This is a genomic window from Bradyrhizobium sp. RDM12, assembly GCF_051917485.1.
Lineage (GTDB): Bacteria > Pseudomonadota > Alphaproteobacteria > Rhizobiales > Xanthobacteraceae > Bradyrhizobium.
Window position 1 is genome coordinate 300,932 of sequence record NZ_CM133064.1, and the last position, 22,330, is coordinate 323,261.

The following is a 22,330-nucleotide window of genomic DNA, read 5'->3' on the forward strand; positions in this document are numbered from 1 at the left end:
CGCTCTGCTCCCCTACGCCGCCCTGATCTGACAAAGCGTCGCCTTCGTCTCCTGCATGCCGGTCGCCGGATCGTATCCGTAGGTCATGATTGTATTCACGCTCTCGCCGAGCACGATGGGATCCGCACCAGCGGGATACTTGCCGCGCAGATCGGTGCCCTCGAACCACCCGGCAAAGTGAAAGGGCATCCACGTAACCCCTTTGCCGACCCTCTCGGTCACGACCGCCTTCATCCGCGCTCTCGAACTGTTCTCGGCCCCGGTCACCCAAACCCATCCGCCATCCTTGATTCCGCGGGGACCGGCATCCGCCGGATTGATTTCGACAAACATCTCCTGCTTCAGCTCGGCCAGCCATTTGTTCGAGCGCGTCTCTTCGCCGCCGCCTTCATACTCAACCAGACGGCCTGAGCTGAGGATCAGGGAAATTGCCCGGCAATACCGCGGTCGATCGCAGCCTTCTGAACTGTAAGACCGATATTGGGCACGCGGAACTGTCGCGCATCCGGCAAGGTCGGATAGTCTGCCACGAGGTCCGGACGCGGCGTGTAAATCGGCTCGCGATGCACAGGAACCGGATCGGGCAAATTCCAGGCAACCATGCGCGCCTTGGCATTGCCGTAAGGCGAACATCCATGCTCGATCGCGACCCGCTGAATGCCCCCGGAAAGATCGAGCGACCACGATACTGCATCGGGATTGACCGAATTAACCCGCTTGATGATCTCCATTTCCTGCGCTGTGAGATCCGTGTCCCACCCAAGCTTCTTCAGCACCGCGAGGGTAAATTCCGGATATCCGTCCTTGATCTCGGACCCGACGGAATAAGAGCCGTCGGCGAGCAGGTTGTCATGCTCTTCCTTTTCGATCTCCTGACCGTTCTCCGTCACCTTGCGTTTGACGACGCGCTCCACGCCAAAACGCGCGCGGAATGTCCCGCCGCCATCCTTGATCGACAAATTGGTGTTGTAGAGGATCGGCGTTCCCGGGTGCTTGAACTCGGGCGTGCCCCAGCACGGCCATGGCAGACCGTAATAGTCGCCGCCGACTTCGGGGTCGTCTTTCGGCGCCCGCATGGTGACGAGGTCGAACTTCGCCTGGTTCCTCATGTGAGCCTTGAGCCGCTCCGGCGATTGGCCGCAATAGCCGGTTGACCAGCCGCCGCGATTGATCTCGCGAAGGATGTCTTCGGCCGACACCTCCCCGTTCTCGACCTTGATGTTCTTGAACATCTGGTCGGCGAAGCCGAACTTGCGCGCCAGCATGTACATCATGTCGTAGTCGTTCTTGGATTCGAACACCGGCTCCACCACTTTCTCGCCCCATTGCAGCGAGCGGTTTGAAGCCGTGCGCGAACCGTCCATCTCGAAGCTGGTACAGGCCGGCAGCAAATAAATGCCGTTCTTGCGCTCCGAAAGCACCGACCACGCCGTCGGATAGGGATCGCACACCACCAGCAATTCGAGCTTTTCGATTCCGCGCTTCGCCTCCGGCATGCGGGTAATCGTGTTGACGCCGTGCCCCATGATGAACATCGCCTGCACGTTGTCCGGCTGCGCCACCTGAGCCTTCGGCAACAGCGTCGCGTCGAACCAGCGCGTGCTCGGAATCCCCGGCCCTTCCATTAGCGCCTTGCTGGAGAACCGCGATGCCATCCAGCCGTAGTCCACTTCCCAAACCCGGCACCAATGCTGCCAGGCATCCTGGGTCAAACCGTAGTAGAGTGGCAACGACGTCACATCGAGGCCGAGATCGGTGGCGCCTTGCACGTTGGTATGGCCGCGGAAAATGTTGGCGCCGCCCCCGGCAAGCCCCACATTGCCGGTCGCGAGCAACAGAATGCAGCTGGCGCGGACGTTAGCCGTGCCCGTCGTGAACTGCGTTTGTCCCATCGCCCAGATCAGCGTCGCCGGCTTTTGTTTGGCAAACGTTTCGGCGACGTGTCTGACCTGCGCCTCCGGCAGGCCGGTCACACGTTCGACTTCAGCGGGGGTCCATTTGGCGACCTGCTTGCGGACCTCGTCGACGCCATAGACCCGTTGGCTCAGAAATTCCTTGTCTTCCCAACCGTTCTCAAAAATGTGCCAAAGCATGCCATAGATCGTCGCAATGTGCGTACCGGGACGCACGCGAACGTATTCTGTGGCGTGCGCCGCGGTCCGCGTCATGCGCGGGTCGATGACGATCATGTTCGCGTGGTTCAGCTCCTTGCCCTCGAGGATATGCTGGAGCGAAACCGGGTGAGCTTCGGCGGGATTTCCCCATGATCAGGATGGTCTTGGAATTGCGGATATCGTTGTAGCTGTTGGTCATCGCGCCATACCCCCAGGTATTGGCGACACCGGTGACTGTGGTGGAATGGCAGATGCGGGCCTGGTGGTCCGAATTGTTGGTCCCCCAGAACGCCGCGAGCTTTCGGTTGAGATACGCCGCCTCGTTGGTGAACTTGGCCGAGCCGAGCCAGTAAACCGAGTCAGGGCCGGACCTGGCGCGAATTTCGAGCAGCTTGTCGCTGATCTCGTCGATCGCTTTTTCCCAGGACAGCCGAACCCATTTGCCGTCAACAAGCTTCACGGGATAACGCAGCCGGCGTTGGCTCAGCACGTCGTCGCGCACCGCCGCCCCCTTGCAGCAATGCGACCCGCGATTGATCGGGCTCTCGTAGTCGGGCTCCTGACCGATCCAGACGCCGTTCGCCACTTTTGCAATCACCGAACAACCGACCGAGCAATGCGTGCAGATATTCTTCCGCGTTGTGACCGTGGCGCCCGCCGGCGCCGGCGGACCCGCTTCCGCCTTGCGGATCCCGCCAAGCGGCAGCTCACCCAGCGCAGCCAGCGCGCCGACGGCAACACCGGAACGGGTCAGAAAACTGCGGCGATCCATCTCGCGCCGCGGCTGACCGGTCAATGCAGAACCGTGGATCCAACCGCGCCCAGATTTTTTGAAAAGCACGATTATTTCTCCCGCCGGGCAGGATAACGATTGACCCGGTAGTAGTTCTGGACTTCGGCGGCGTCCTCCTGGTAACGCGCCCTCCGCTTGTCGGCGCTGCCAGTGGACTCGGCCGCGGTGGCTTGATCAACCATCGCCCCGCCTGTCGCGATCGCGGCGCCTGCGGCCGCGACGCGAAACACGTCGCGCCGGTGCACTTTCGCCAGGAAAAAGCTCTTCATTGAGGCTCCTTTCTGGCGTGACCGAAAGCAAATTGGCAATACCAACTGGACAACAATGAAGCCACCGCGCAACCTTCGCTTCAAGCAACCGTCCCGGAACACGACAATCAACCGAACGTTTTCATTTTCGTCCATCGAAAGCTGACGCTACTCTGCTAACAAATGTGTGAACGCGCCATCCGACACTCGGTGCATTTCGATCATACCAAGGTATGAGCTCACGGCGCCTCACTGCAGCGCGTCACACACAAGCCACGACTGATCCACGATTACTCCAGGTTCGAATGCAACATGGGTTCGCATCGCGACCACACTGAACTTCGAGCTGGTGTCTGCGAAGCTGGGGGGCCGAGTTGCTTGCAACGTCATCGTAAAGGAAGTCGGCCATCAGCCGCACACTGCGATTGGCCTACCAGTTCAGCGTCAGCATAGAGATCGTCAGTCGCCTGCCGGCTCAGGCCTGTTTGAGCCTTGTTATCGTTTTTTCGGGCACCCCCGCAAAGTTGTTGGACAGCAGATAGCGCGGGCTCGCCTTTACCCAGTTGTCGAGATCAATCTCTTCAAACTTGCCGTTGTCCCACGTCTGCACGATCTCGAGATCTTCATCGCCGATATTCTTGATCGCATGCCCATAGCCCTGCGGGATGTAGGCAACGTCGCCCGGCTTGAACTCCGCCACCTTGCCGCGTCCGCCGGAGCCGAACAGCGCAACCTGGCCCTTGCCGCGCAAATAGTAGTGCCATTCGTTTGCGTTCACGTTCCAATGGAGCTTGCGCATCGCGCCCGGCTTGATGATCATTACGCCGCCCGACATGCTCTGGGACACGGGCCACTCATCCACCGTTGCCAGACGGAACGAGCCCCCGTCGAAGTCGCGCACCGCGCGGTTGTCGTGGAGCAGGCTGAACTTGTGCGTCGATTCCTTGGGCCACGGCGCTTCGAGGGCTTCCGATACCGGGATCACTGGCCCAGCCTGAATGTAGGTCTCGCCCTTCGGGAAGGCGTCGAAGGCATCCTTCGGCAGCCCAAAGTTCAGCGCCAGCATGTCCTTGGGCGTCACGTCGATCCAGTCCGAGATCGAGAAGGTGCCGTGCTCGGAAAAGGCGCCATTGTCAAAGGAGAGTAAGAAGTGGCAGGGTTTGTCGCCGATCGTCTGGATCGCGTGGCCGTGGCCCTTGGGAAAGAACCACAGATCTCCCGGCCCGTAATTGTTGATCTCGCTCGCCCCTGAGGGAAGAAGAACCACAGTCTGGCAGCGGCCCTCAATGACGTAAGCCCATTCCGCTGCGATCGCGTGCCAGTGCAATTCACGCGACGCGCCCGCGTCGAGGAACATATGAACGCCCGCGATTCCCTTGCTTATCGGAAACTGATGGACGGTTGCCTCCTTCGCCCAGCCGCCCGACGTCACCTTCGGGCGATTTCCATCGAGCGAGAAACGGAAATCCGGGAGATCGGCAACGTCTTTCGGATCGTGGAACGCCACCTTGTCGCCCGGCGGGAGCTCAGTCGCAGCTCGCGCCACTCCCCCATCGCCCGGCTTGGACTCGAATGTCCCGGATTCCGCATTCGCGATCATGCTTGTCGTAAGAAACCCTCCCGCGGCGGTCGCTGCAAGCATTCGGCGGCGTGACATGGTATCCATCACTTCTCTCCGTTCGACTGAAGGGGATTGCGACGTGCAGCCCCCTCTGATTTGCGGGCATCAATCACGCGCCTGCAACGGTACAGCGCCTGACTATGATGCTCCATTCAACGCAGGTTTCGCTTCTCCCATACCTATGTGTTAGTATTCTACGGTGAAAACTTCTGGATGGGTGTCAACGTAGGCTCGAATGTCGCGCCAGGGCCTTCGCCATTGTTGAACGCCGACAGGCGCCCATCGTGATCTTCGATAATCGACCGGCAGATCAAAAGACCGATACCGAGTCCGCCGGGCTTGGTGCTGAAGAATGGGTCGAACAGACGGCTTCGGGTTTCGTCCAGGATTCCGGGGCCATTGTCTTTTACGGAAACCGTCACGCCGCGGCTTTTGTCGTGAGATGAGGACCAGCAGAACCGGCGTCCGTATCGAAACGACCTGCATGGCTTCCACGGCATTCATGATCAGGTTGATGATTAGCTGCTGAACCTGCTCTCGGTCTCCAAGTCCCTGTGGAATATTCCGTCCAAGCGACAGCCGAAGAGTGACGCGCTGCGAGGTAAGCTCTCGATCGAGTAACGCTCTCGCCTCTTCGATAACTTCGTGGAGGTCGAGTGGAATCTTGTGCACGTCAACTTTTCGTACCAGCCCGCGGAACGTTTCAGGCTTTGAGAGCTCTTTCGATGCACTTGATGAGGTCGTTTATCTCAAATGGCTTTCTGAGAAGGCACGCCGCGCCCGCCGCCGCCGCCTTGGCCTCCAGATTCGAGTCTGAACGTGCCGTTATCAAGACCACCGGCGTTATCGTCCCCCCGGCCGCGAGGCGTTTCATCAGGTCCAGCCCGCTCATGCCGGGCATATGAATGTCCGTAACAATGCAATCGAATGACCTCCCAGCAATCGCCTCTACAAAATCCTCTGCGGAGACGTATCCGCTGGATTTATATTCGAGCGAGGACAGCGATTCCACGAGCGCTACCCGGAATGAATCGTCATCGTCTATGACTGCGATCTCGAGGTGTCCTGGCACTCGGCATCCATGCCCCGAATTGGATAAAGAAGCGGGGAAGCACAACTTTTCCATGCGTTGGCGCCGCTAAGGAATTATACGAGAGTATTATGGCCTGCGACCTAGTGATGCAGACCACGGTCGGCAATCGAGAAATTGGCTGGCGCTATCGGTCAATGAGGGCGCTCCTGTTCTGGCTCGGCTCGTCGGGCGGCGGGTCTTCGGCCGGTTTTCCCGCGGCCTTGCCGCCGGCATCATACGATGAGCTGATCCACGGCACCGGAACGTAGGATGGCGAACTCCCCTCCACCGTCCTTTAATGAGGGCGTCACCGAGTCACCAGGGGGAGAACATGAGAACCGTTGAGAGCCTCACGATCGCGCCAGATGTGCGGGAGCGAAAGCCGAAAGGTCTCGCGGCGCAGGAATTTCAAACCACGATCGTCGGGATGCTGGGACATGACCTCCGGCAATCCCTGCACGTGATTCAGGGCACCTACTCACTACTGCGGTCGCGCCTGAAAGAAATGCCGCAGGAGGCGTGGCTGGACCGCGGGGAGCGGGCGGTAACGAAATTGACCGAACAGCTCAATTGCATGGTAGATGCCTTTTACCTGGCTGAACGCACCGATGCGCTTGAGGTCTCCGCCGTCGGACTCGGGCCCCTGTTCTGGCGGCTTCGCCACGAAAACGAAGACACCGCCATTCAAAGGGGCATCGATCTCCGGGTGGTCACAACGAATGCCCATGTGACGAGCAATCCGGTGCTGCTGGCTTGCATCCTGCGCAATCTGCTGACCAACGCCATACGATACACCGAGCCCGGAGGACGCATCCTGATCGGCTGCCGCCGCAAGGGGCCCGAAATCAGAATCGATGTATACGACACCGGTATCGGCATCCCCGAACAGCAATTACCCCGAATCTTTGAATCGTTCACCCGCCTTGCGCCCGAACGCGGCAGAGGTGTGGGCATCGGGCTCTCGATCGTCCGGCGTGCGCTCGAGGTGCTCGGGCACCGGATTGAGGTCCGATCGGTTGCCGGCGAAGGGTCGCTTTTTTCAATTTATGTGCCTGCTACAGCCCCAAGGGGAAGCTAAGGTGCCGCCACAATTCGGCTTTTCCGGAGTTGGCGAGGAACTCTCCGCCCGACCTATACATAGGTGTGATCCCCGTTCCGTTGCCGTTCATGCTAACAGTCCCGTGAAAATACGGTGCATGATAAGCGGCATGCGGCAAGTCCCCCACGAAAAGCCTCTCGTGCACGTCGTCGACGACGATGCCTCCATGCGTGGTGCGCTGGAGGGGCTCTTCGATTCGGTCGGGCTTCAAACCCAGACCTACGCCACGGCGAAGGACTTCCTTTCAGCAAGCCTATCGGATCGGCCCGGCTGCATCGTCCTCGATGTCAGACTGCCCGATATGAATGGCCTCGAGTTTCAGACCCGGCTGGTCCAGAGTGGCGTCGGCATTCCGGTGGTGATGATGACCGGACACGGCGACATCCCGATGTCCGTTCACGCCATGAAGCACGGCGCCGTTGACTTCCTCCCCAAGCCGTTTCGCGATCAGGACATGCTTGATGCCGTTCTCGCCGCAATCGAACGCGATCGGCAGCGACGGGTCGTCGAGAGCGACGACTCGCAGCTGAAGCAGCGATTCGAAACGCTTTCGCCGCGCGAACAGGAGGTCATGCTGCTCGTCACCGCCGGCAAGATGAACAAGCAGGTCGCCGGCGACCTCGGGATCAGCGAAATCACGGTCAAGATTCATCGTGGCGCGGCAATGCATAAAATGGGCGCGCGAACCTACGCCGAACTGGTTCGGATGGCCGACGCTCTCAAACCGAACCGCCAGAAGCTCGGGAGATAGCCGGATCCGCGCCGCCCCTCCTCCGACAACACGAACGCGTGTCAGCAATGATCAACGACAACCATTCCTAGGCCTGCAGGCGGGGAAAGATGATCATGACGGCACCCGTCCCTTCGCGGACTCCGAAGCGGCCAGTGATCGTGGATTACGCAATTGCGACCGTTGGCGCGGCAACATCCGCCGCGCTGGCGTTTGCGATACATCGCGTGTGGGGCGCCGATCCGGCGCTCGCGCTGTTTCTCTCGGTGGTCATGCTGGTTGCTCTGGCGATCGGTCCAGGTCCGGCGGCGCTCGCCTCCGTGGTGAGCTTTCTTTCTCTCCAATACCCTCTTCTAGCACCAGGCTATCCATTCGTTCTCCAGTCCGGCGAAATTGTCCGGCTGGGACTCTTTGTCGTGGTGTCAGTGATCGCGGTGCTGCTGTCCGCCGCCCGGAAGCGAACCTTGGCGCGGCTTCAACAGCTACTCGGCGATCAGCAGACGACGATCCGGCAGTTGCAGGAACACAACGACAGGCTACGCGCCGAAAACGCCCAACGCCGCGAGGACGCAACGACAGCGCGCGCAGCCGAACAGGACATTCGACAGACCGTCGACGCGGTCCCGGCGCTGATCGCCCGGTATCGCGCCGACGGATTCATGGATTTCCGTAACAGGAACTGGCGCGAATACACCGGCCTGTCACAGGATAATACCGAGGGCCGTCGTTGGGGAAGCGCGCTGCACCCCGATGACGAGGAGATGGTCGAGCGCGAGTGGCGCGAGCATATCTCGACAGGCGCGCCGTTCGAATTGGAACAGCGGCTGCGCAAAGCCGATGGAGAGTACAGGTGGCACCGGGTTCGCCGCGTACCGCTGCATGACGAGACCGGTGCGGTAATCAAATGGTACGCCATCGCGTTTGACATCGACGATCGAAAGCGCACCGAGGATGCACTGCGAAGAAGCGAGTCCGAGCTGGCGGAAGCCAGGCATGAGCTGCAACTGATCATCGACACGGTACCCGTATTGGTACTTCGTCATCGGGCCGACGGCATCATCGACTATGTCAATGAAGTCGGGCGTACCTACAGCGGACTCGCGACGACGAAGTGGACCACCCGCACCAGCATTATCACCCATCCCGATGATGTTCCGCGACTGGAAGCAGCATGGGATGTCGCGCTCGTGACTGGTGAGTCGTTCGAGTCGGAGGTTCGCCTCCGGCGGGCCGATGGCGAATACCGCTGGTTCGTTACCCGGCGGGTGCCGTTGCGCAGAAACGGCGAGGTGATCGCCTGGTACGCCGCAACCTACGACATTGAAGATCGCAAACAGGCCGAGCGCGAGTTGATCGAGAGCGAGCGGCGATACCGCGACGCCCAAATGGAGCTGGCGCATGCGAGCCGCGTCGTCACCATGGGGCAGTTTACGGCCTCGATTGCCCACGAGGTCAACCAGCCTCTCGCGGCTCTGCTGACGAACGCCGCAACCGCCCTGCGTTGGCTCGCTCATCAACAGCCGAATCTGGAAAAGGCTAGGCCTGCGATCGCGCGTGTCATCAACGACGGCCAGCGGGCCGCCGATATTGTGAGTCGAATTCGAGATTTCTCCAAGAAAGCGCCGGTGCGGAAGGAACATCTCGAAGTCAACGCAGCAATCTTGGATGTTATAGGGCTGACGCATGCCGCGATGTCAGACAATGGTGTTTTGGCGAAGATGCAACTGGCAAATGAACTCCCGCACATTGTGGGAGACAGAGTTCAATTGCAGCAGGTGATCCTGAATTTGATCATGAACGCCATCGAAGCGATGAGCGAGGTCCGGCTGGGATCACGCGAGTTGTCGATCAGCACCAGCAAAGCCGAGTCGGAGTGCGTACTCGTCGCGGTGCGCGATTCGGGTCCGGGGCTGCCTCCAGCGAGCTTCGCGCGCATCTTCGAGGCCTTCTACACGACCAAGTCCAGCGGTTTGGGGATGGGATTGTCGATCTGCCGCTCCATCGTCGAAGCGCATGGCGGCCGGCTCTGGGCAACGCCAAACGAACCTCACGGCGCTGCCTTTTGTATGCTGCTGCCGGTCGCAGAGCAACCGCCTGAGAGCCCGGAGTTATCCTAGCCTGCGCCATCTCCTCGTCAGACCCGATCGTCTGGCCGCCCGAGGTACATCGGCGATGACTCAGAACGGTTAGGCCGTTTCAGGCGTGATGATGGCGCGGATCGTCGCGCAGGTCGTGATATTCGAGGCCCAGCGGACCGATCGCCGTCACCTGCGTGACGTATTCACCGGACTTGGCCCAATGAAAATGCCAGGTCTCGCCGGGCAGAACCACGATGCTTCCCGGCGGATAGGCGCTCACCTTGCTGCCATCGAACGTCTCGCCGAGCCCGATGTAAAAGACGCCTGACATGACCGTGTAGATGCGGTCTTCGGGATGCTTGTGCGGCATCAGTATTGTCCCATCCGGAACCTTAACTCTGACTACATAGGGACCTCGTTCAGCCGGATGACCGACCAGGACCGCGAGGCGCGCCCCATCCGGAAACGCCGGGAATGGCTTCCATACGACGTCTTCGGGCAGGATCACTTTGAAATTGGACTGACCGGGCTGATGATTGCGGATCATAGGTCCTCTCGTTCTCCAGACAATCGCTGGTCTGCAGTCATTCGATCAACTTAGCGTCCAGTGTGATCGTTGCATTGAGCACCTTCGACACCGGGCAGTTCCTTTCGGCGTTACCGGCAAGACGAGCAAATGTCGCGTCGTCGAGACCTGGCACTTTGCCGCGCAACGTCAGCGCAGATCGACCGATGCGGAACCCTTTGCCCTCCGCCTCGAGTGTCACGGCTGCCTCGGTGCTGAGCTCCGTCGGCGTCAAACCTTCGCCCTGAAGCACGAATGCCAACGCCATCGTGAAACATCCGGCATGCGCAGCGGCAATCAACTCTTCCGGATTGGTCCCCTTTTCATTCTCGAAACGGGTTCTGAACGAATACGGCGTTTCGGCGAGCACACCAGAGTCACTGGAGAGGTTGCCGTTTCCAGCCCGCCCGGTCCCATGCCAAACTGCGGTTGCTTTGCGGATCATATAACTATCCTGGTCAAACCAAATGGATCTTGGTCAGTCGCCGAGTTGACCGACATGGAAACCGAGCCGGTTTTCAACGTCGCCGGCGCGATGGAAACCACGCTCCATCAGCTTCCTGATCCGCTTCTGACTCGCCGGACGTCCGAGAGCGGCCATGAATGCGTCCCATTCCGGCTTGATTTCCAGATCGGGCGGCAGGCTCGCGATATTGACAAGACGCTTCGTCTCGACGATCGCCTCCTTGTCGAACGACGCGATCCGCATGGCCAGCGCATCGACGAAGCCATCGAGCTCGGAGTCCGGAAGCGAGCGGTTGACATAGCCGTAGCGTTCGGCGAGGTCACCCTGAATATCGTCGGCGCCGAGCAATACTTCGAGGGCCCGCCCCCTGCCCATCAGACGTGGCAGCCGGGCCATCGGTCCTCCACCTGGCACCAGACCCGCACCGACTTCCCATTGCGATAGAATGGCCCTTTCGCGGCTCGCGAAACGCATGTCGCTCGCCAGAGCGAGTTCGCTCCCAACTCCGGTTGCCCGCCCCCGGATCGAGGCAATGGACACGACCGGAGCCCAACTGAGCCGCACCAGCATGTCAGGAAGCGCCTGGAGGCCTGTCGGGCCGGGAGGAATGCTAGTTGAATCCTCCAGCGGTGCCAGGAAGTCGTAGTGGGTGAGAAAGAAGCCGTCGACGGCACTGTCGAAGACGACCACCTTCACCTGCTCGTCTTTCTCGATCGCGGTGATGATCTCGTCCAGTTCCGGCAGTTGTTTCGGGCCGAAAATGTTGACCGGAGGAAGGTCGAACGTGACCCGCCAGTACGAGGGAAGATTTCGTTCTACACGGATTTCCCCAGTCGCAAACGTTCTCTCCGGACGGTTCATGTTGCTCTCCCGGGTTTTTCAGGATTCGCGCCCCAATCGGCGGCTACCGATTGGTTTCAAATCGATTGACGTACCGGACGGAACGCCGCTCGGATTTCCTCACTGAACAGTTTTGGCTGCTCCCACGCCGCGAAGTGGCCGCCCTTCTCGGGCTTGTTGTAGTAGACCAGCTTCGGATACGCGCGCTCCGCCCAACTCCGCGGCGCCGCATAGATTTCGTCGGGAAAGGCGCTCACGGCGACCGGGATCTTGACGCCCCTCACGTCGAAGAAGCCTCCGCCTGTCGAAATTTGCGCAGTGTCCCAGTAGAGACGCGCAGAGGAAATCGCGGTGTTCGTCAGCCAGTAGAGCGTGACGTTGTCGAGCACGTCGTCCTTGGTCAGCCCCTCGCTCTTTCCATCGAACGCGCGTGAGATCATGCCATAACTACGGATGTCATGATCCAGCATCCACGCCGCGAGCCCGACCGGCGAATCTACAATACCGTAAAGCGTCTGCGGCCGGTTCGACATTTCCTGAGCGTAGGCGAGGCCATGCCGGTAGAAATCGTCGAGTTGGTCCCAGGCATGTTTTTCATCACCCGAGAGGCCGGCAGGCGCCGGGCCGCCAACCGAAAGAGCCTTGGAAACATCGGCTGGAACGGTGGCCGCCATATTGGTGTGAATGCCGAGCAATCCCGTCGGTTGCTGAAGCGCCATCACCTCGGAGACTGCATTACCCCAATCCCCGCCCTGCGCGACGTAACGCGTGTAACCCAGGCGCTGCATCAACGTCGCCCACGCGCGGGCAATGCTGACCGGGGTCCATCCCGGCGCAGTCGGCTTGGCGGAAAAGCCGTGGCCTGGCAGCGATGGGATCACCAGATGGAACGCGTCCGATGCGCTGGCGCCGTGCGCTGTCGGATTGGTCAGTGGATCGACGATCTTCATCTGCTCGATGATCGAGCCGGGCCATCCATGCGTTACGATCATCGGCAACGCGTTTTCGTGTTTCGAGCGCACGTGAATGAAATGAATGTCGAGCCCATCGATATCGGTGACGAACTGCGGCAGCGCGTTCAGCTTTGATTCAATCCTCCGCCAATCATGTTCCGTCACCCAGTAGTGCGACAGTTCCCGCATTGTAGCGAGTTGCACGCCCTGGGATGGGTTCTTAACCGTTTCGCGGTCCGGCCAGCGCGTCGCCCGTATGCGTTTGCGGAGGTCGAGAAGCTCCGCATCAGGAACACTGACGCGGAAGGGGCGAATTGCACCGCTTTCCACTGCCGAAGCCGCGGCCGTCGAGAAAAAGTCACCGGCACTTGCGGTCGCTATCCCGATCGCGGCTCTGCCGAGGAACTGCCGGCGATCCTGGTAACTCGTGAAACTCGGGCGATCTGGTAGATGTATCATGTCAATGCTCCTGAAGTAATGGGAGGGTCAGCTGTTGCTGACGTCGATTACCGCTTGCGCGAAGGCCACTGGCGCTTCCTGAGGCAAGTTGTGCCCGACGCCACCCTTCACGAGACGGTGCAGATATTTGCCGGTGAACTTGCTGGCGTAAGCGGTGGGGTCCGGATGCGGGGCACCGTTCTCGTCGCCTTCGAGGGTGATCGTCGGCACTCCGACCTCCGGCGCTGCAGCTAATTTTGCTTCAAGCTGGTCCAGGCTCGGATCACCCTGGGCTAATCCCAGGCGCCATCGATAATTATGGATCACGATATCGACGTGGTCCGGATTGTCGAAAGCAGCAGCGCTGCGAGCGAACGCTGCGTCGCTGAACTTCCACTTTGGTGACGCGAGCCTCCAGATCAGTTCCGCAAACTCGCGGCGGTATTTGTTGTATCCCTCGCGGCCCCTTTCGGTAGCGAAGTAATATTGATACCACCACTGAAACTCGGCCTTCGGAGGCAGCGGCATCTTCCCCGCATCCTGGCTTCCAATGAGGTAACCGCTGACCGAGACAATGCCCTTGACACGACCTGGCCACAGCGCGGCGGCGATATCGGCGGTGCGGGCGCCCCAATCGAAGCCGGCGAGGGTCGCCCGCTTGATGTGGAGTGCGTCCATCAACGCGATCGTATCGACAGCCAAAGCAGACGGTTGCCCTGTCCTGGGCGTTCCGTCCGACAGGAACGTCGTTGACCCGTAACCCCGCGCATAGGAGCAATGACTCGAAACCCTGCCAATGCCAGCCGCGGAGTGACCTCACCGAAACTGTGAATGTCATAAGGCCAGCCGTGCAGGAGGATGACCGCCGGCCCGTCGACCGGGCCGGCGTCAACATATCCGACGTTGAGCACGCCGGCGTCGATCTGTTTCAAGGACGTAACCGAACTCGGAACTTCGGATTGCGCCAGCTCGATGGGTCTGTCGAGAAACAACCCCGCATTGGCAGGTTGATCCGGCACGAATTGCGTCGCCGCCAGTGCGCCAACGGCACCCTTGAGAAATCGCCGCCGACCGAAGATGTTCAGGCCGCCTTTGCCGATCATGTGCGTCACCCGTTTTTGCCCCGCTGTATCGCCACGATTAGCGTCGCGACACTGCAGCAGCCACGAGTCGACACTCTCCGCCCACGCTTTTTCGAACCATCCAACCTTGGGAAGATTTCACTCATATCAATGTATGAGTGATCGGCGCCGACCGTATGAGTGAAAACCGTACGGTCCATCAGCTAACGATAGCCCGACTTGCTTTCGCGGCTTTCAGGCCCCAGCCGGCAATATGTCGCGAAGCAAGAGAGTGTGGCGGTGCCGGAAGGCGCTTCATTAACCAGCCAGAATCAAGGAGAGAGACATGAAGGTGCTGATGGTGATCACATCACACGACCAGCTCGGCAACACCGGACGTAAGACCGGGTTCTGGCTCGAAGAGCTCGCGGCTCCTTATTATGTTTTCAAGGATGCCGGCGTGGAGATCACGCTGGCGTCGCCGAAGGGCGGACGTCCGCCGCTCGATCCCAAGAGCAACGAGCCTGACAACCGCACCGAACTCACGGTCCGGTTCGAGAAGGACGCTGCCGCGGAAGCTCAGCTCGACAAGACGCTTCGCCTCGACAGCGTCAGGCAGGAAGATTACGACACCCTGTTCTACCCGGGCGGTCACGGCCCGATGTGGGATCTCGCCGAAGACAAGGATTCCGTGAAACTGATCGAGTCCTTCCTCGCCGCCGGTAAGACGATCGCCGTGGTCTGCCATTCGACCGGCGCGCTGCGGCATGTCAAGACACCGGACGGCAAGCCGCTGGTGCTGGGCAAGGAAGTCACCGGCTTCACCAATGGCGAGGAAGCCGACGTCGGCCTCACCAATGTGGTCCCCTTCCTGGTCGAAGACGAGATGCTGAAACTGGGCGCCGTGTTCTCGAAAACCGCCAACTGGGGAGTCCACGTCGTCGGCGACGGGTTGCTCATCACTGGACAGAATCCGCATTCCTCGGGACCGGCCGCGAAGACGCTGATGGCGGCCGTGAAGCAACGGTCGAAGTCGGCTGCCACCTCACGTGCTTCGTAGTTGGCATAACAACCGGTCGCAGTGACGGGTTGCCGGGAGGGAGCCCTGACTGGAGCTTCACCACGGGACCCGTCACTCGATAGCTCCGCGTGAAGCGGCCCGGTTCGCCGGCCGCTCTGTCAGAGAGTCCGAATTTTTCCCGGGAGGATATTTGATGTCGCACCATTATTCCGGCCCCAATGTTGGTTTCCCCTCGTGGGGACGCGCGCCTGGACTTGACCGACCTGTACGCCTTTCCCTCGCCTGCTGATGCGAACAGATTCGTGCTGATCATGAACGTCCATCCTTCTTCCAGCCTACTTTCGCCGGCGCCGACCACGGCCGAGCCTTTCTCCGCCGACGCGATCTATGAATTCAAGATCGACACTAATGCTGACGCGGTCGCGGACATCGCATACCGCGTGCGCTTCTCGGTATTTGCAAACGGCAAGCAAACCGCGGTGTTGCGCCGAGTCGAGGGCGCGTCGGCCGCCGGGACCGGCGACGAAGGCGAGCTCATTGAACAGTGGCCGGTCTCGATGGACAGAGACGCATTCGTTGTGGAGGGCGAGGACCATCGCTTTTTTGCCGGCTGGAGGAGCGACCCGTTCTTTTTTGATCCCATCGGGGCCATCAACGACTTCCACTTCAGCGGCAAGGACAATTTTACCGACAAGGACGTATGCAGCATCGTCCTCGAGTTGCCACGCTCGGCTCTCGGCGCGAGGCCGTTCGGTGTCTGGGCACGGACGGTCGATCGCGCCAACGGCACGTGGATTCAGGCGGACCGCGGCGCCAAGCCGTCACAGGCGATTTTCCTGCCCGGCGACGCCAGCCTGGACTATCTGGCGTCGGAGCCTGCCGGCGACAGCCGCTTCATTCCGATTTTTGCGCATTCGCTGGAGCACACCGGCGGATACGCTCCCGGCGATGCATTGCGCCTGGCAGCAACGCTGCTTCCTGACATACTACATTTCGATCCCGCGCTTCCGGCCTCGTATCCCGGTAACGGCCGAGCACTTACCGATGACGTCCTCGATTACTTCCTTTCCCTTCTGACCAACGGAAGGGTGAAATCGGACGGCGTGGGCCCTCATCGGGATTTGCTTGCTGAATTCCCGTATCTCGGCCCGCCGCATATCGCGGCGGCCGAACGATTCAGTACACGTTAATCACCGCACGGAGGCACTGATGCACGCAAGGACTGAGACAGCGCAGATTAGGCTCAATCGCATATCGAAGGCCTATTGGCGGGTGACGTTCGACAATCCCCCGTTGAACGTCATGGGACCGCAGTTGGTTCGCGAATTCAAAGCGATCATCTCGGCCATCGAAGCCGACGAGGACGTCAGGGTGCTGGTGTTCGACAGCGCCGTGGACGGATTTTTCCTGAATCACAGCGACTTCAACGCTGACATGAAGGAATTGACCAGCATGCCGCAAGGGCCGACGGGACTGGAGGCGTGGCCGGACATCCTCGTACGTCTGACCCGCATGCCGGTCGTGTCGATCGCCCTGATTCGCGGTCGCGCCACCGGGAATGGAAGTGAGCTCGCATTGGCTTGCGACATGAGTTTCGCGAGCCGCGAGAAAGCGCTCCTGTCACAATGGGAAGTGGGGGTCGGCCTCGTCGCCGGCGGCGGGCCGATGGCGCGCCTGCCCCGGCTGATGGGAAGACAACGAGCCCTCGAGGTGCTGCTGAGCTCCAATGATATCGGAGCCGACCTGGCTGAAGCCTATGGCTATGTGAACAGGTCGCTCCCGGACAGCGAACTCGACGGCTTCGTCGATGCACTCGCAACCCGTATCGCCTCGTTCGACAAGTGGGCGATTGCGAATACGAAGCGTCTTGTGAACGCCGCCAGTCTGCCGCCGGACGTTGAGATTGCTGCCGGCTGGGAAACCTGCATGACCTCGATCGGGCGGCCGGCTGCGCAGGGCAAGATCAAGGCCCTGCTTGAACAGGGGTTTCATCAGCCCGGAGACGCAGAAAATCGACTGGGAGTCCATTTGGGAGAACTCGGCCACTGACGCCGACACGCTCAGGAGAGTGTGAGACGTGAGCTCCCTTCCGCATATCACCATTAGAAAGGACATCGCCATGGACTTGCTTGCCTTCGCGAAAACGATCGCGGACCGCGTCGAAGCGGAGTCAGTGCGCGCCAAAGTACCGGTTGCCATTTGTATTATCGATATTCACGGCAACGTCGTTCTCCAGCACCGCATGAGCGGCGCGCCGACCTTCTCGATCGAGATATCGGAGCGGAAGGCTTACACGTCGGCGCTGGTCGGGCTTCGGACTGCCGACCTGTTTCCGCTGGTGCAGCCCGGTCGGGAGCTGTTCCCTCTGATGGGATTGTCCGGAGGACGGTTCTGCTCCATGGGCGGCGGAGCGCCGCTCACGCGCGAAGGCCAGGTGGTCGCCGGCGTCGGCGTCAGCGGCGGCACCGTTGAGCAGGATGTGTCCATCCTTGAATCGGCGCTCCAGGAGGCCATCAGGCCTGCCCTCGCGGCAACCTCATGATGCCGCACGGTGCCGGTTGAACGGCGCTCACGAAGTCGATCATTATCACTGCTACGGAGCAAGACATGAGCAACGTTGAAATGCTGAGGGAGCCCGCGGTCGAGGCGCCGCGAACAAGCGCGATCGATATGAAGCTTGAGGTCGTCGTCATTCCCGTTTCGGATATCGAGCGCGCCAAGCGCTTCTATCGCGATCTGGGCTGGAGGCTCGACATCGACTACGCCCCTGGAGATGACTACCGGGTGATCCAGTTCACGCCGCCCGGCTCCGGATGCTCGGTCATTTTCGGCAAGAACCTGACCTCAGCCGCCCCCGGCTCGGCAAAGGGGCTGCATCTGATCGTCTCGGACATCCAGGCCGCCTGCGATCAACTGCTCCGCCGTGGCATCGGCATCAGCGAGCCTTTCCACGATGCCAGCGGCATATTCCACCATGCCAGCGCGGACGGCTTAGTCAGCGGCCGGAACCCGCAGCGGAAAAGCTATGCCTTCTACGCCGCGTTCATCGATCCGGATGGTAACGGCTGGGTGCTCCAGGAAGTCACGAAACGATTGACCGGGTACATTGCGCCTGATGACACGAGCTTCACGCCCGAGCTCACGAACGTCGTCCGGCGTGCGACGGCCGGCTAGAGCGGAATGAGATCAGCGCGAGTCGCGACGCCCAGCGCGTGCCATTTCTGTTTTGCATGAGGTTGTTTTCGCAATTTTGTGACTGGCCCCTTCAGAGCATTCGGAGCGATCCTGTGAATAGTGCCGCTCTGCTTGCCCTTTCAGCCGAAGTTGTCCGCACGGCCACCAACGTACCGGCCCAAGACATGACATCGAGCCGACGGTCGATTTCCTATCACACGGTCGAAATCGACGGCATCGCGCCTTCTACCGGGAGGCTGGACCGGCCCATGCACCGACCGTGCTGCTGCTGCATGGATTTCCATCCTCGTCGCGCATGTGGGAACCGTTGCTGCCCCTGCTCGTCGACAAATTCATCTTGTCGCGCCCGATTGTCCCGGCTTCGGTTACAGCAGCGCGCCCTCCCCGTCGAGCTTCGATCGCTTACGCCGGCGATGTGCCCAAGGCCGAAGTCGATCTTTTGCAGGCGGGACATTTCGCGCTCGACGAAGCGACTGACGAGATCGCATCCCTGGTTCGTAACTTCCTCGGGCGTTTGAACAGGAGCAACGGCTGATAGCGGCGAACGGCCGCCGGAACGCCAAAGCGGAATCGGAGACGTGATGGGACGCTTGCTTTCAGTCAATGTCGGCCTGCCGCGCGATATCACTTGGCAAGGCAAGACGGTTCATACCGGCATCTGGAAGACACCGGTCGAGGGGCGGCGTATGGTGCGCCGACTCAACATAGACGGTGACGGACAGGGCGACTTGGCAGGTCACGGCGGCGAACGCCGGGCTGTGTTCGTCTATCAAATGGATTCCTACCGGTATTGGCAGAACTACCTCGGACGAAGCGACTTCGTCTACGGACAGTTCGGAGAGAACTTTACCGTCGACGGCCTGCCGGATGCCGAGGTGTGCATCGGAGACCGCTACCGGATCGGCGGCGCGCTGTTCGAGGTGACGCAGCCGCGTGTTACCTGTTACCGGCTGGGCATTCGTACGAACGAGCCGGAAATGGCCGCGCTGGTGGTCAAGCACGGCAGACCCGGCTTCTATTTGCGGGTGCTGGAGGAAGGTGAGGTCGCGGCCGGCGGCGAGATCACGCAGGTCGCCTCAGGCCCCGAGCGCATGAGCGTGTCCGAAGTCGACGCGCTGCTTTACATGCCGGGTCACCCCCGTGATCGACTGGAGCGCGCGCTCCGCATCCCCTCGCTTAGCACTGGCTGGCGTCATTCCCTCGAAATGTTGCTCACACAGCAGAGCGAGGGCGATGTAACGACTGGAAACGCCGGACTCAACTCAGCGGCTGGCCCGCCGCTGGCGTGGCGTGGATTCCGCCCGCTTCGTGTTTCGCGCAAGGTGCACGAGAGCGACAACGTGATCTCGCTGCTGCTCGAGCCCACCGACGGACGACCGATCGCCCCGGCCCTTCCTGGCCAGTTTGTCGTGCTGCGGCTCGGGCCGGCATCGGCACCGGGGCTGATGCGGAGCTATTCCCTGTCAGGAGAACCAGGCACCCCGCACTATCGTGTGAGCATCAAGCGAGAGGCCCACGGCGCCGCCGGAGCCTATGTCGATGACACACTCAGGGTTGGCGACATCGTGCCCACAAGTGCTGCGCGCGGCAGTTTCACGCTACGGCGAAGCGACACGCCCGTTGTGCTGTTGAGTGCAGGAATCGGCGTGACACCGGTACTCGCGATGCTTCACGCGTTGGCCGCCGAAGCATCGACGCGGGAAATCTGGTGGCTGCACGGAACGCGTAACGGTCGCGAACATCCCTTTGCCGAGGAGGCGCGTCGGCTGCTCAATTCGCTCGCCCACGACCACAGCTACATTTGCTACAGCTCGCCTGCCCCTGAGGATCGGCCCAAGGTCGATTTCGACGCGCCCGGTCGCCTGGACATGCGGTTGCTTAGCGAACTCAACGTGCCCCTCAACGGCGATTTCTATATCTGTGGCCCCTCCACCTTCATGAGCGATCTGACCACCGGCCTTGCTGCATTGGGCGTAACGCGAGATCGGATCCATACCGAGTTATTCGGCGCCGGTCCGTCCGTCACCCCGGGCATTGCGGCTGCTCCGCGCCGGGCGCCGCACTCGCCGGCAGGCGCTCCCGGCACAGGACCGATGGTCTCGTTTACCCGTTCCGGCCTCAATGTCCGTTGGGAGTCATCGTTCCCAAGCCTGCTCGAACTGGCGGAGGCTTGCGACGTCCCTGTGCGGTTTGCGTGTCGAACCGGGGTTTGTCACACCTGCGAGAGCGGGCTTGTCGCAGGGACGATCGGTTACCGCCCGGACCCGGTCGACGCACCGGCGGACGGCAACGTGCTGATTTGCTGTGCGCAACCCGAGAGCGATGTCGTAATCGATTTGTGACGGCGCGCGGCCCGGTTACACGCGCTTCAGATATGGAGGACTTCAAATGCGATCCGACATGGTGCCCGGAGCTGTTTTTCCCGACTATGAGCTCAGCGATCATACCGCAAAGCATCGAAAACTTTCTGAGCTGCAGGGACAGGATCCGATGGTGCTCGTGCTGAGCCGCGGCGCCTTCTGCCCAAAGGATCGCCGACAGGCCGAAGGTTTGCTGCAACTCCATCGGGAGATGGAAGTCGGCTACTGCCGGCTGGTCACGATCAGCACCGACAACATCACCGAGACCAATGAAAATCGCAGCGGGATAGGCGCGCACTGGACTTTTCTCGCCGATCCCAGGCGTATCGTTCAGAAGGATCTCGACATCGCCGAATACACCGACGCCGTCCACAATCCGATGATTCCGCACGTGATCGTGCTGGAGCCCGGCCTCATCATTCACAAGATCTACAATGGCTACTGGTTTTTCGGACGGCCCACGGTGGAAGAGCTCCGCCACGACCTGCGTGCCGTCAGCAGGAAATGCCGGCCGGACTGGGACATTACAGCGCCCGACCTAAAAGCTGCGTGGCAGCAGGGCCGCAGGGATTCCTTTTATCCATATGGCAAGACTTTTGCCCAGACTTCTCGGCGAACAGAACTAGCAACCGACGCTGCGTCTGCCCAACTTCTGTCACCTGCGAGCCGAACACGGAGTTCACCACTTTCATTTTGGCGGCTCCGCTTCGCTCAATTCAGCCCGCCGCACCCTGGGAATAAATCCGGGCACGCCCGTCTCCACCACCGAGTTGAACCTGATGTTGGTGGTGATGCGATCCCGAATTTCCTGCATGGCGTTTTTAGGCAGCGTTGAAATATCAAAACTCTCCCGGATACGCTGAGGCTTGGTCGAGGTGGTCAGGAACGCGGTGCCGCGCTGCACGGCCCAGGCCAGCGCAACCTGGGCCGGCGTTTTGTGCACACGCTGGGCGATGGCCGCAATTACCGGGTCGGCCAGCAGGTTCGGCTCCATCGCATGGCCCAACGCTGCAAATGCCTGCAGGACGATGCCGTGCTCGCGGCAGAACCCGAGCAGCTCCCATTCAGGGAGATAAGGATGGGATTCCACCTGAATCATGGCGGGTTTGATCCTTGCGACCGCAACGATCTCGCGCAACTTCGCCAAGGTAATATCGGACAGACCGATCGACCTGCAGTGACCGTCGTCCACAAGGCGCTCCAGCGCCCGCCAGGTGTCGACCAACGTCACCCCTTCATCATAGATCACCTTACCGCGCTCGTCCCTCGGGTCCTGCTCGTCGCCGGGTTGAAAGGCAAAGGGCGTATGAATGATATAGCAATCGATATAATCGAGTTGCAGTCGCCGGCAGCTCGCATCGAAGGCGGGCTTGACCCGCTCCGGACGATGATTGGTGTTCCACAGTTTCGTGGTGACGAAAAGATCCTGTCGCTGAAGCGTTCCCGCCTGAAATGCCTCCTGAATTGCTTCGCCCACCGCCGCTTCATTGCGGTAGCGTTCCGCACAATCGAGATGCCGAAATCCCGCTACCAGCGCCGCCCTGGTCGCCTGTTTGGTTACGACAGGATCCGGAATCAGTGTGCCAAACCCCGCCGCGGGGATCTCACCTGATCCGTGCGCCGTATGAATCCTCGTATCGCGAAGTGCGTCGGATGTTGTCATGTCTGCTTTCCTT

The 22,330-nt window shown here is 60.6% G+C and carries 19 protein-coding genes and 4 pseudogenes; 12 read left to right on the top strand and 11 right to left on the bottom strand.

Annotated elements, in window-relative coordinates; all coding sequences use genetic code 11:
• Nucleotides 1-12 precede the first annotated feature (12 nt).
• The 5 genes and pseudogenes from ACTGJ9_RS01400 to ACTGJ9_RS01420 form a co-directional block, all read right to left on the bottom strand.
• Nucleotides 13-2,925: pseudogene (locus ACTGJ9_RS01400) on the bottom strand (formate dehydrogenase subunit alpha).
• Between the two features lie 32 nt (nt 2,926-2,957).
• Entirely contained in the window at nt 2,958-3,176 is a 219-nt protein-coding gene (locus ACTGJ9_RS01405; RefSeq protein WP_456675609.1) for a formate dehydrogenase, read from the bottom strand.
• A gap of 454 nt (nt 3,177-3,630) precedes the next feature.
• Nucleotides 3,631-4,755, bottom strand: a complete 1,125-nt coding sequence (locus tag ACTGJ9_RS01410) for a cupin domain-containing protein (protein ID WP_456675610.1) — start codon at nt 4,753-4,755, stop codon at nt 3,631-3,633.
• A gap of 215 nt (nt 4,756-4,970) precedes the next feature.
• Nucleotides 4,971-5,198 (bottom strand): ATP-binding protein, encoded by a 228-nt coding sequence (locus tag ACTGJ9_RS01415; RefSeq protein ID WP_456675611.1) that lies wholly within the window; start codon nt 5,196-5,198, stop codon nt 4,971-4,973.
• 281 nt (nt 5,199-5,479) lie between these two features.
• The gene (locus ACTGJ9_RS01420; protein WP_456675612.1) at nt 5,480-5,848 is read right to left on the bottom strand and encodes a response regulator transcription factor; all 369 of its coding nucleotides are present in this window, start codon (nt 5,846-5,848) and stop codon (nt 5,480-5,482) included.
• Between the two features lie 89 nt (nt 5,849-5,937).
• On the opposite strand from ACTGJ9_RS01420, the gene ACTGJ9_RS01425 reads away from it, so the two are divergent.
• The 4 genes from ACTGJ9_RS01425 (at nt 5,938) to ACTGJ9_RS01440 (ending at nt 9,794) form a co-directional block, all read left to right on the top strand.
• A complete protein-coding gene (locus tag ACTGJ9_RS01425; protein WP_456675613.1) occupies nt 5,938-6,117 on the top strand; it encodes a hypothetical protein in 180 nt (59 codons plus the stop codon).
• 62 nt (nt 6,118-6,179) lie between these two features.
• A complete protein-coding gene (locus ACTGJ9_RS01430) occupies nt 6,180-6,926 on the top strand; it encodes a sensor histidine kinase (RefSeq protein ID WP_456675614.1) in 747 nt (248 codons plus the stop codon).
• Between the two features lie 130 nt (nt 6,927-7,056).
• Entirely contained in the window at nt 7,057-7,698 is a 642-nt protein-coding gene (locus ACTGJ9_RS01435; RefSeq protein ID WP_456678418.1) for a response regulator transcription factor, read from the top strand.
• 134 nt (nt 7,699-7,832) lie between these two features.
• Entirely contained in the window at nt 7,833-9,794 is a 1,962-nt protein-coding gene (locus ACTGJ9_RS01440) for a PAS domain-containing protein (RefSeq protein WP_456675615.1), read from the top strand.
• Between the two features lie 79 nt (nt 9,795-9,873).
• On the opposite strand, the gene ACTGJ9_RS01445 is transcribed toward ACTGJ9_RS01440, so the two are convergent.
• From ACTGJ9_RS01445 to ACTGJ9_RS01465, 5 genes and pseudogenes are all read right to left on the bottom strand, one after another.
• Nucleotides 9,874-10,302 (bottom strand): cupin domain-containing protein, encoded by a 429-nt coding sequence (locus ACTGJ9_RS01445; RefSeq protein WP_456675616.1) that lies wholly within the window; start codon nt 10,300-10,302, stop codon nt 9,874-9,876.
• Between the two features lie 37 nt (nt 10,303-10,339).
• A complete protein-coding gene (locus tag ACTGJ9_RS01450; protein ID WP_456675617.1) occupies nt 10,340-10,765 on the bottom strand; it encodes an OsmC family protein in 426 nt (141 codons plus the stop codon).
• A 33-nt stretch (nt 10,766-10,798) separates the two neighbouring features.
• Nucleotides 10,799-11,647: an enoyl-CoA hydratase/isomerase family protein gene (locus ACTGJ9_RS01455; RefSeq protein WP_456675618.1), complete on the bottom strand. Its 849-nt coding sequence runs from the start codon at nt 11,645-11,647 to the stop codon at nt 10,799-10,801.
• 56 nt (nt 11,648-11,703) lie between these two features.
• A complete protein-coding gene (locus tag ACTGJ9_RS01460) occupies nt 11,704-13,038 on the bottom strand; it encodes an epoxide hydrolase family protein (RefSeq protein WP_456675619.1) in 1,335 nt (444 codons plus the stop codon).
• A gap of 27 nt (nt 13,039-13,065) precedes the next feature.
• A pseudogene (locus ACTGJ9_RS01465) lies at nt 13,066-14,120 on the bottom strand (alpha/beta fold hydrolase).
• A gap of 304 nt (nt 14,121-14,424) precedes the next feature.
• Here ACTGJ9_RS01465 and ACTGJ9_RS01470 point away from each other — a divergent pair.
• The 8 genes and pseudogenes from ACTGJ9_RS01470 to ACTGJ9_RS01505 all read left to right on the top strand — a co-directional run.
• Entirely contained in the window at nt 14,425-15,138 is a 714-nt protein-coding gene (locus tag ACTGJ9_RS01470; protein ID WP_456675620.1) for a type 1 glutamine amidotransferase domain-containing protein, read from the top strand.
• A gap of 215 nt (nt 15,139-15,353) precedes the next feature.
• On the top strand, nt 15,354-16,289 hold the full coding sequence (locus ACTGJ9_RS01475; protein WP_456675621.1) for a DUF4331 family protein: 936 nt from the start codon (nt 15,354-15,356) through the stop codon (nt 16,287-16,289).
• Nucleotides 16,290-16,308: 19 nt separating this feature from the next.
• Complete coding sequence (locus tag ACTGJ9_RS01480; RefSeq protein ID WP_456675622.1) at nt 16,309-17,148, top strand: enoyl-CoA hydratase/isomerase family protein; 840 nt, start codon at nt 16,309-16,311, stop codon at nt 17,146-17,148.
• A 70-nt stretch (nt 17,149-17,218) separates the two neighbouring features.
• Complete coding sequence (locus tag ACTGJ9_RS01485) at nt 17,219-17,641, top strand: GlcG/HbpS family heme-binding protein (protein WP_456675623.1); 423 nt, start codon at nt 17,219-17,221, stop codon at nt 17,639-17,641.
• Between the two features lie 128 nt (nt 17,642-17,769).
• The gene (locus ACTGJ9_RS01490; protein WP_456675624.1) at nt 17,770-18,273 is read left to right on the top strand and encodes a VOC family protein; all 504 of its coding nucleotides are present in this window, start codon (nt 17,770-17,772) and stop codon (nt 18,271-18,273) included.
• A gap of 113 nt (nt 18,274-18,386) precedes the next feature.
• Nucleotides 18,387-18,690 (top strand): annotated as a pseudogene (locus ACTGJ9_RS01495) (alpha/beta fold hydrolase); the annotation flags it as partial.
• Between the two features lie 185 nt (nt 18,691-18,875).
• Nucleotides 18,876-20,636, top strand: a complete 1,761-nt coding sequence (locus ACTGJ9_RS01500; RefSeq protein WP_456675625.1) for an MOSC domain-containing protein — start codon at nt 18,876-18,878, stop codon at nt 20,634-20,636.
• Nucleotides 20,637-20,682: 46 nt separating this feature from the next.
• Nucleotides 20,683-21,261, top strand: a pseudogene (locus ACTGJ9_RS01505) (redoxin domain-containing protein); the annotation flags it as partial.
• Nucleotides 21,262-21,342: 81 nt separating this feature from the next.
• Here ACTGJ9_RS01505 and ACTGJ9_RS01510 read toward each other — a convergent pair.
• On the bottom strand, nt 21,343-22,317 hold the full coding sequence (locus ACTGJ9_RS01510) for an aldo/keto reductase (protein WP_456675626.1): 975 nt from the start codon (nt 22,315-22,317) through the stop codon (nt 21,343-21,345).
• Between the last annotated feature and the right edge of the window lie 13 nt (nt 22,318-22,330).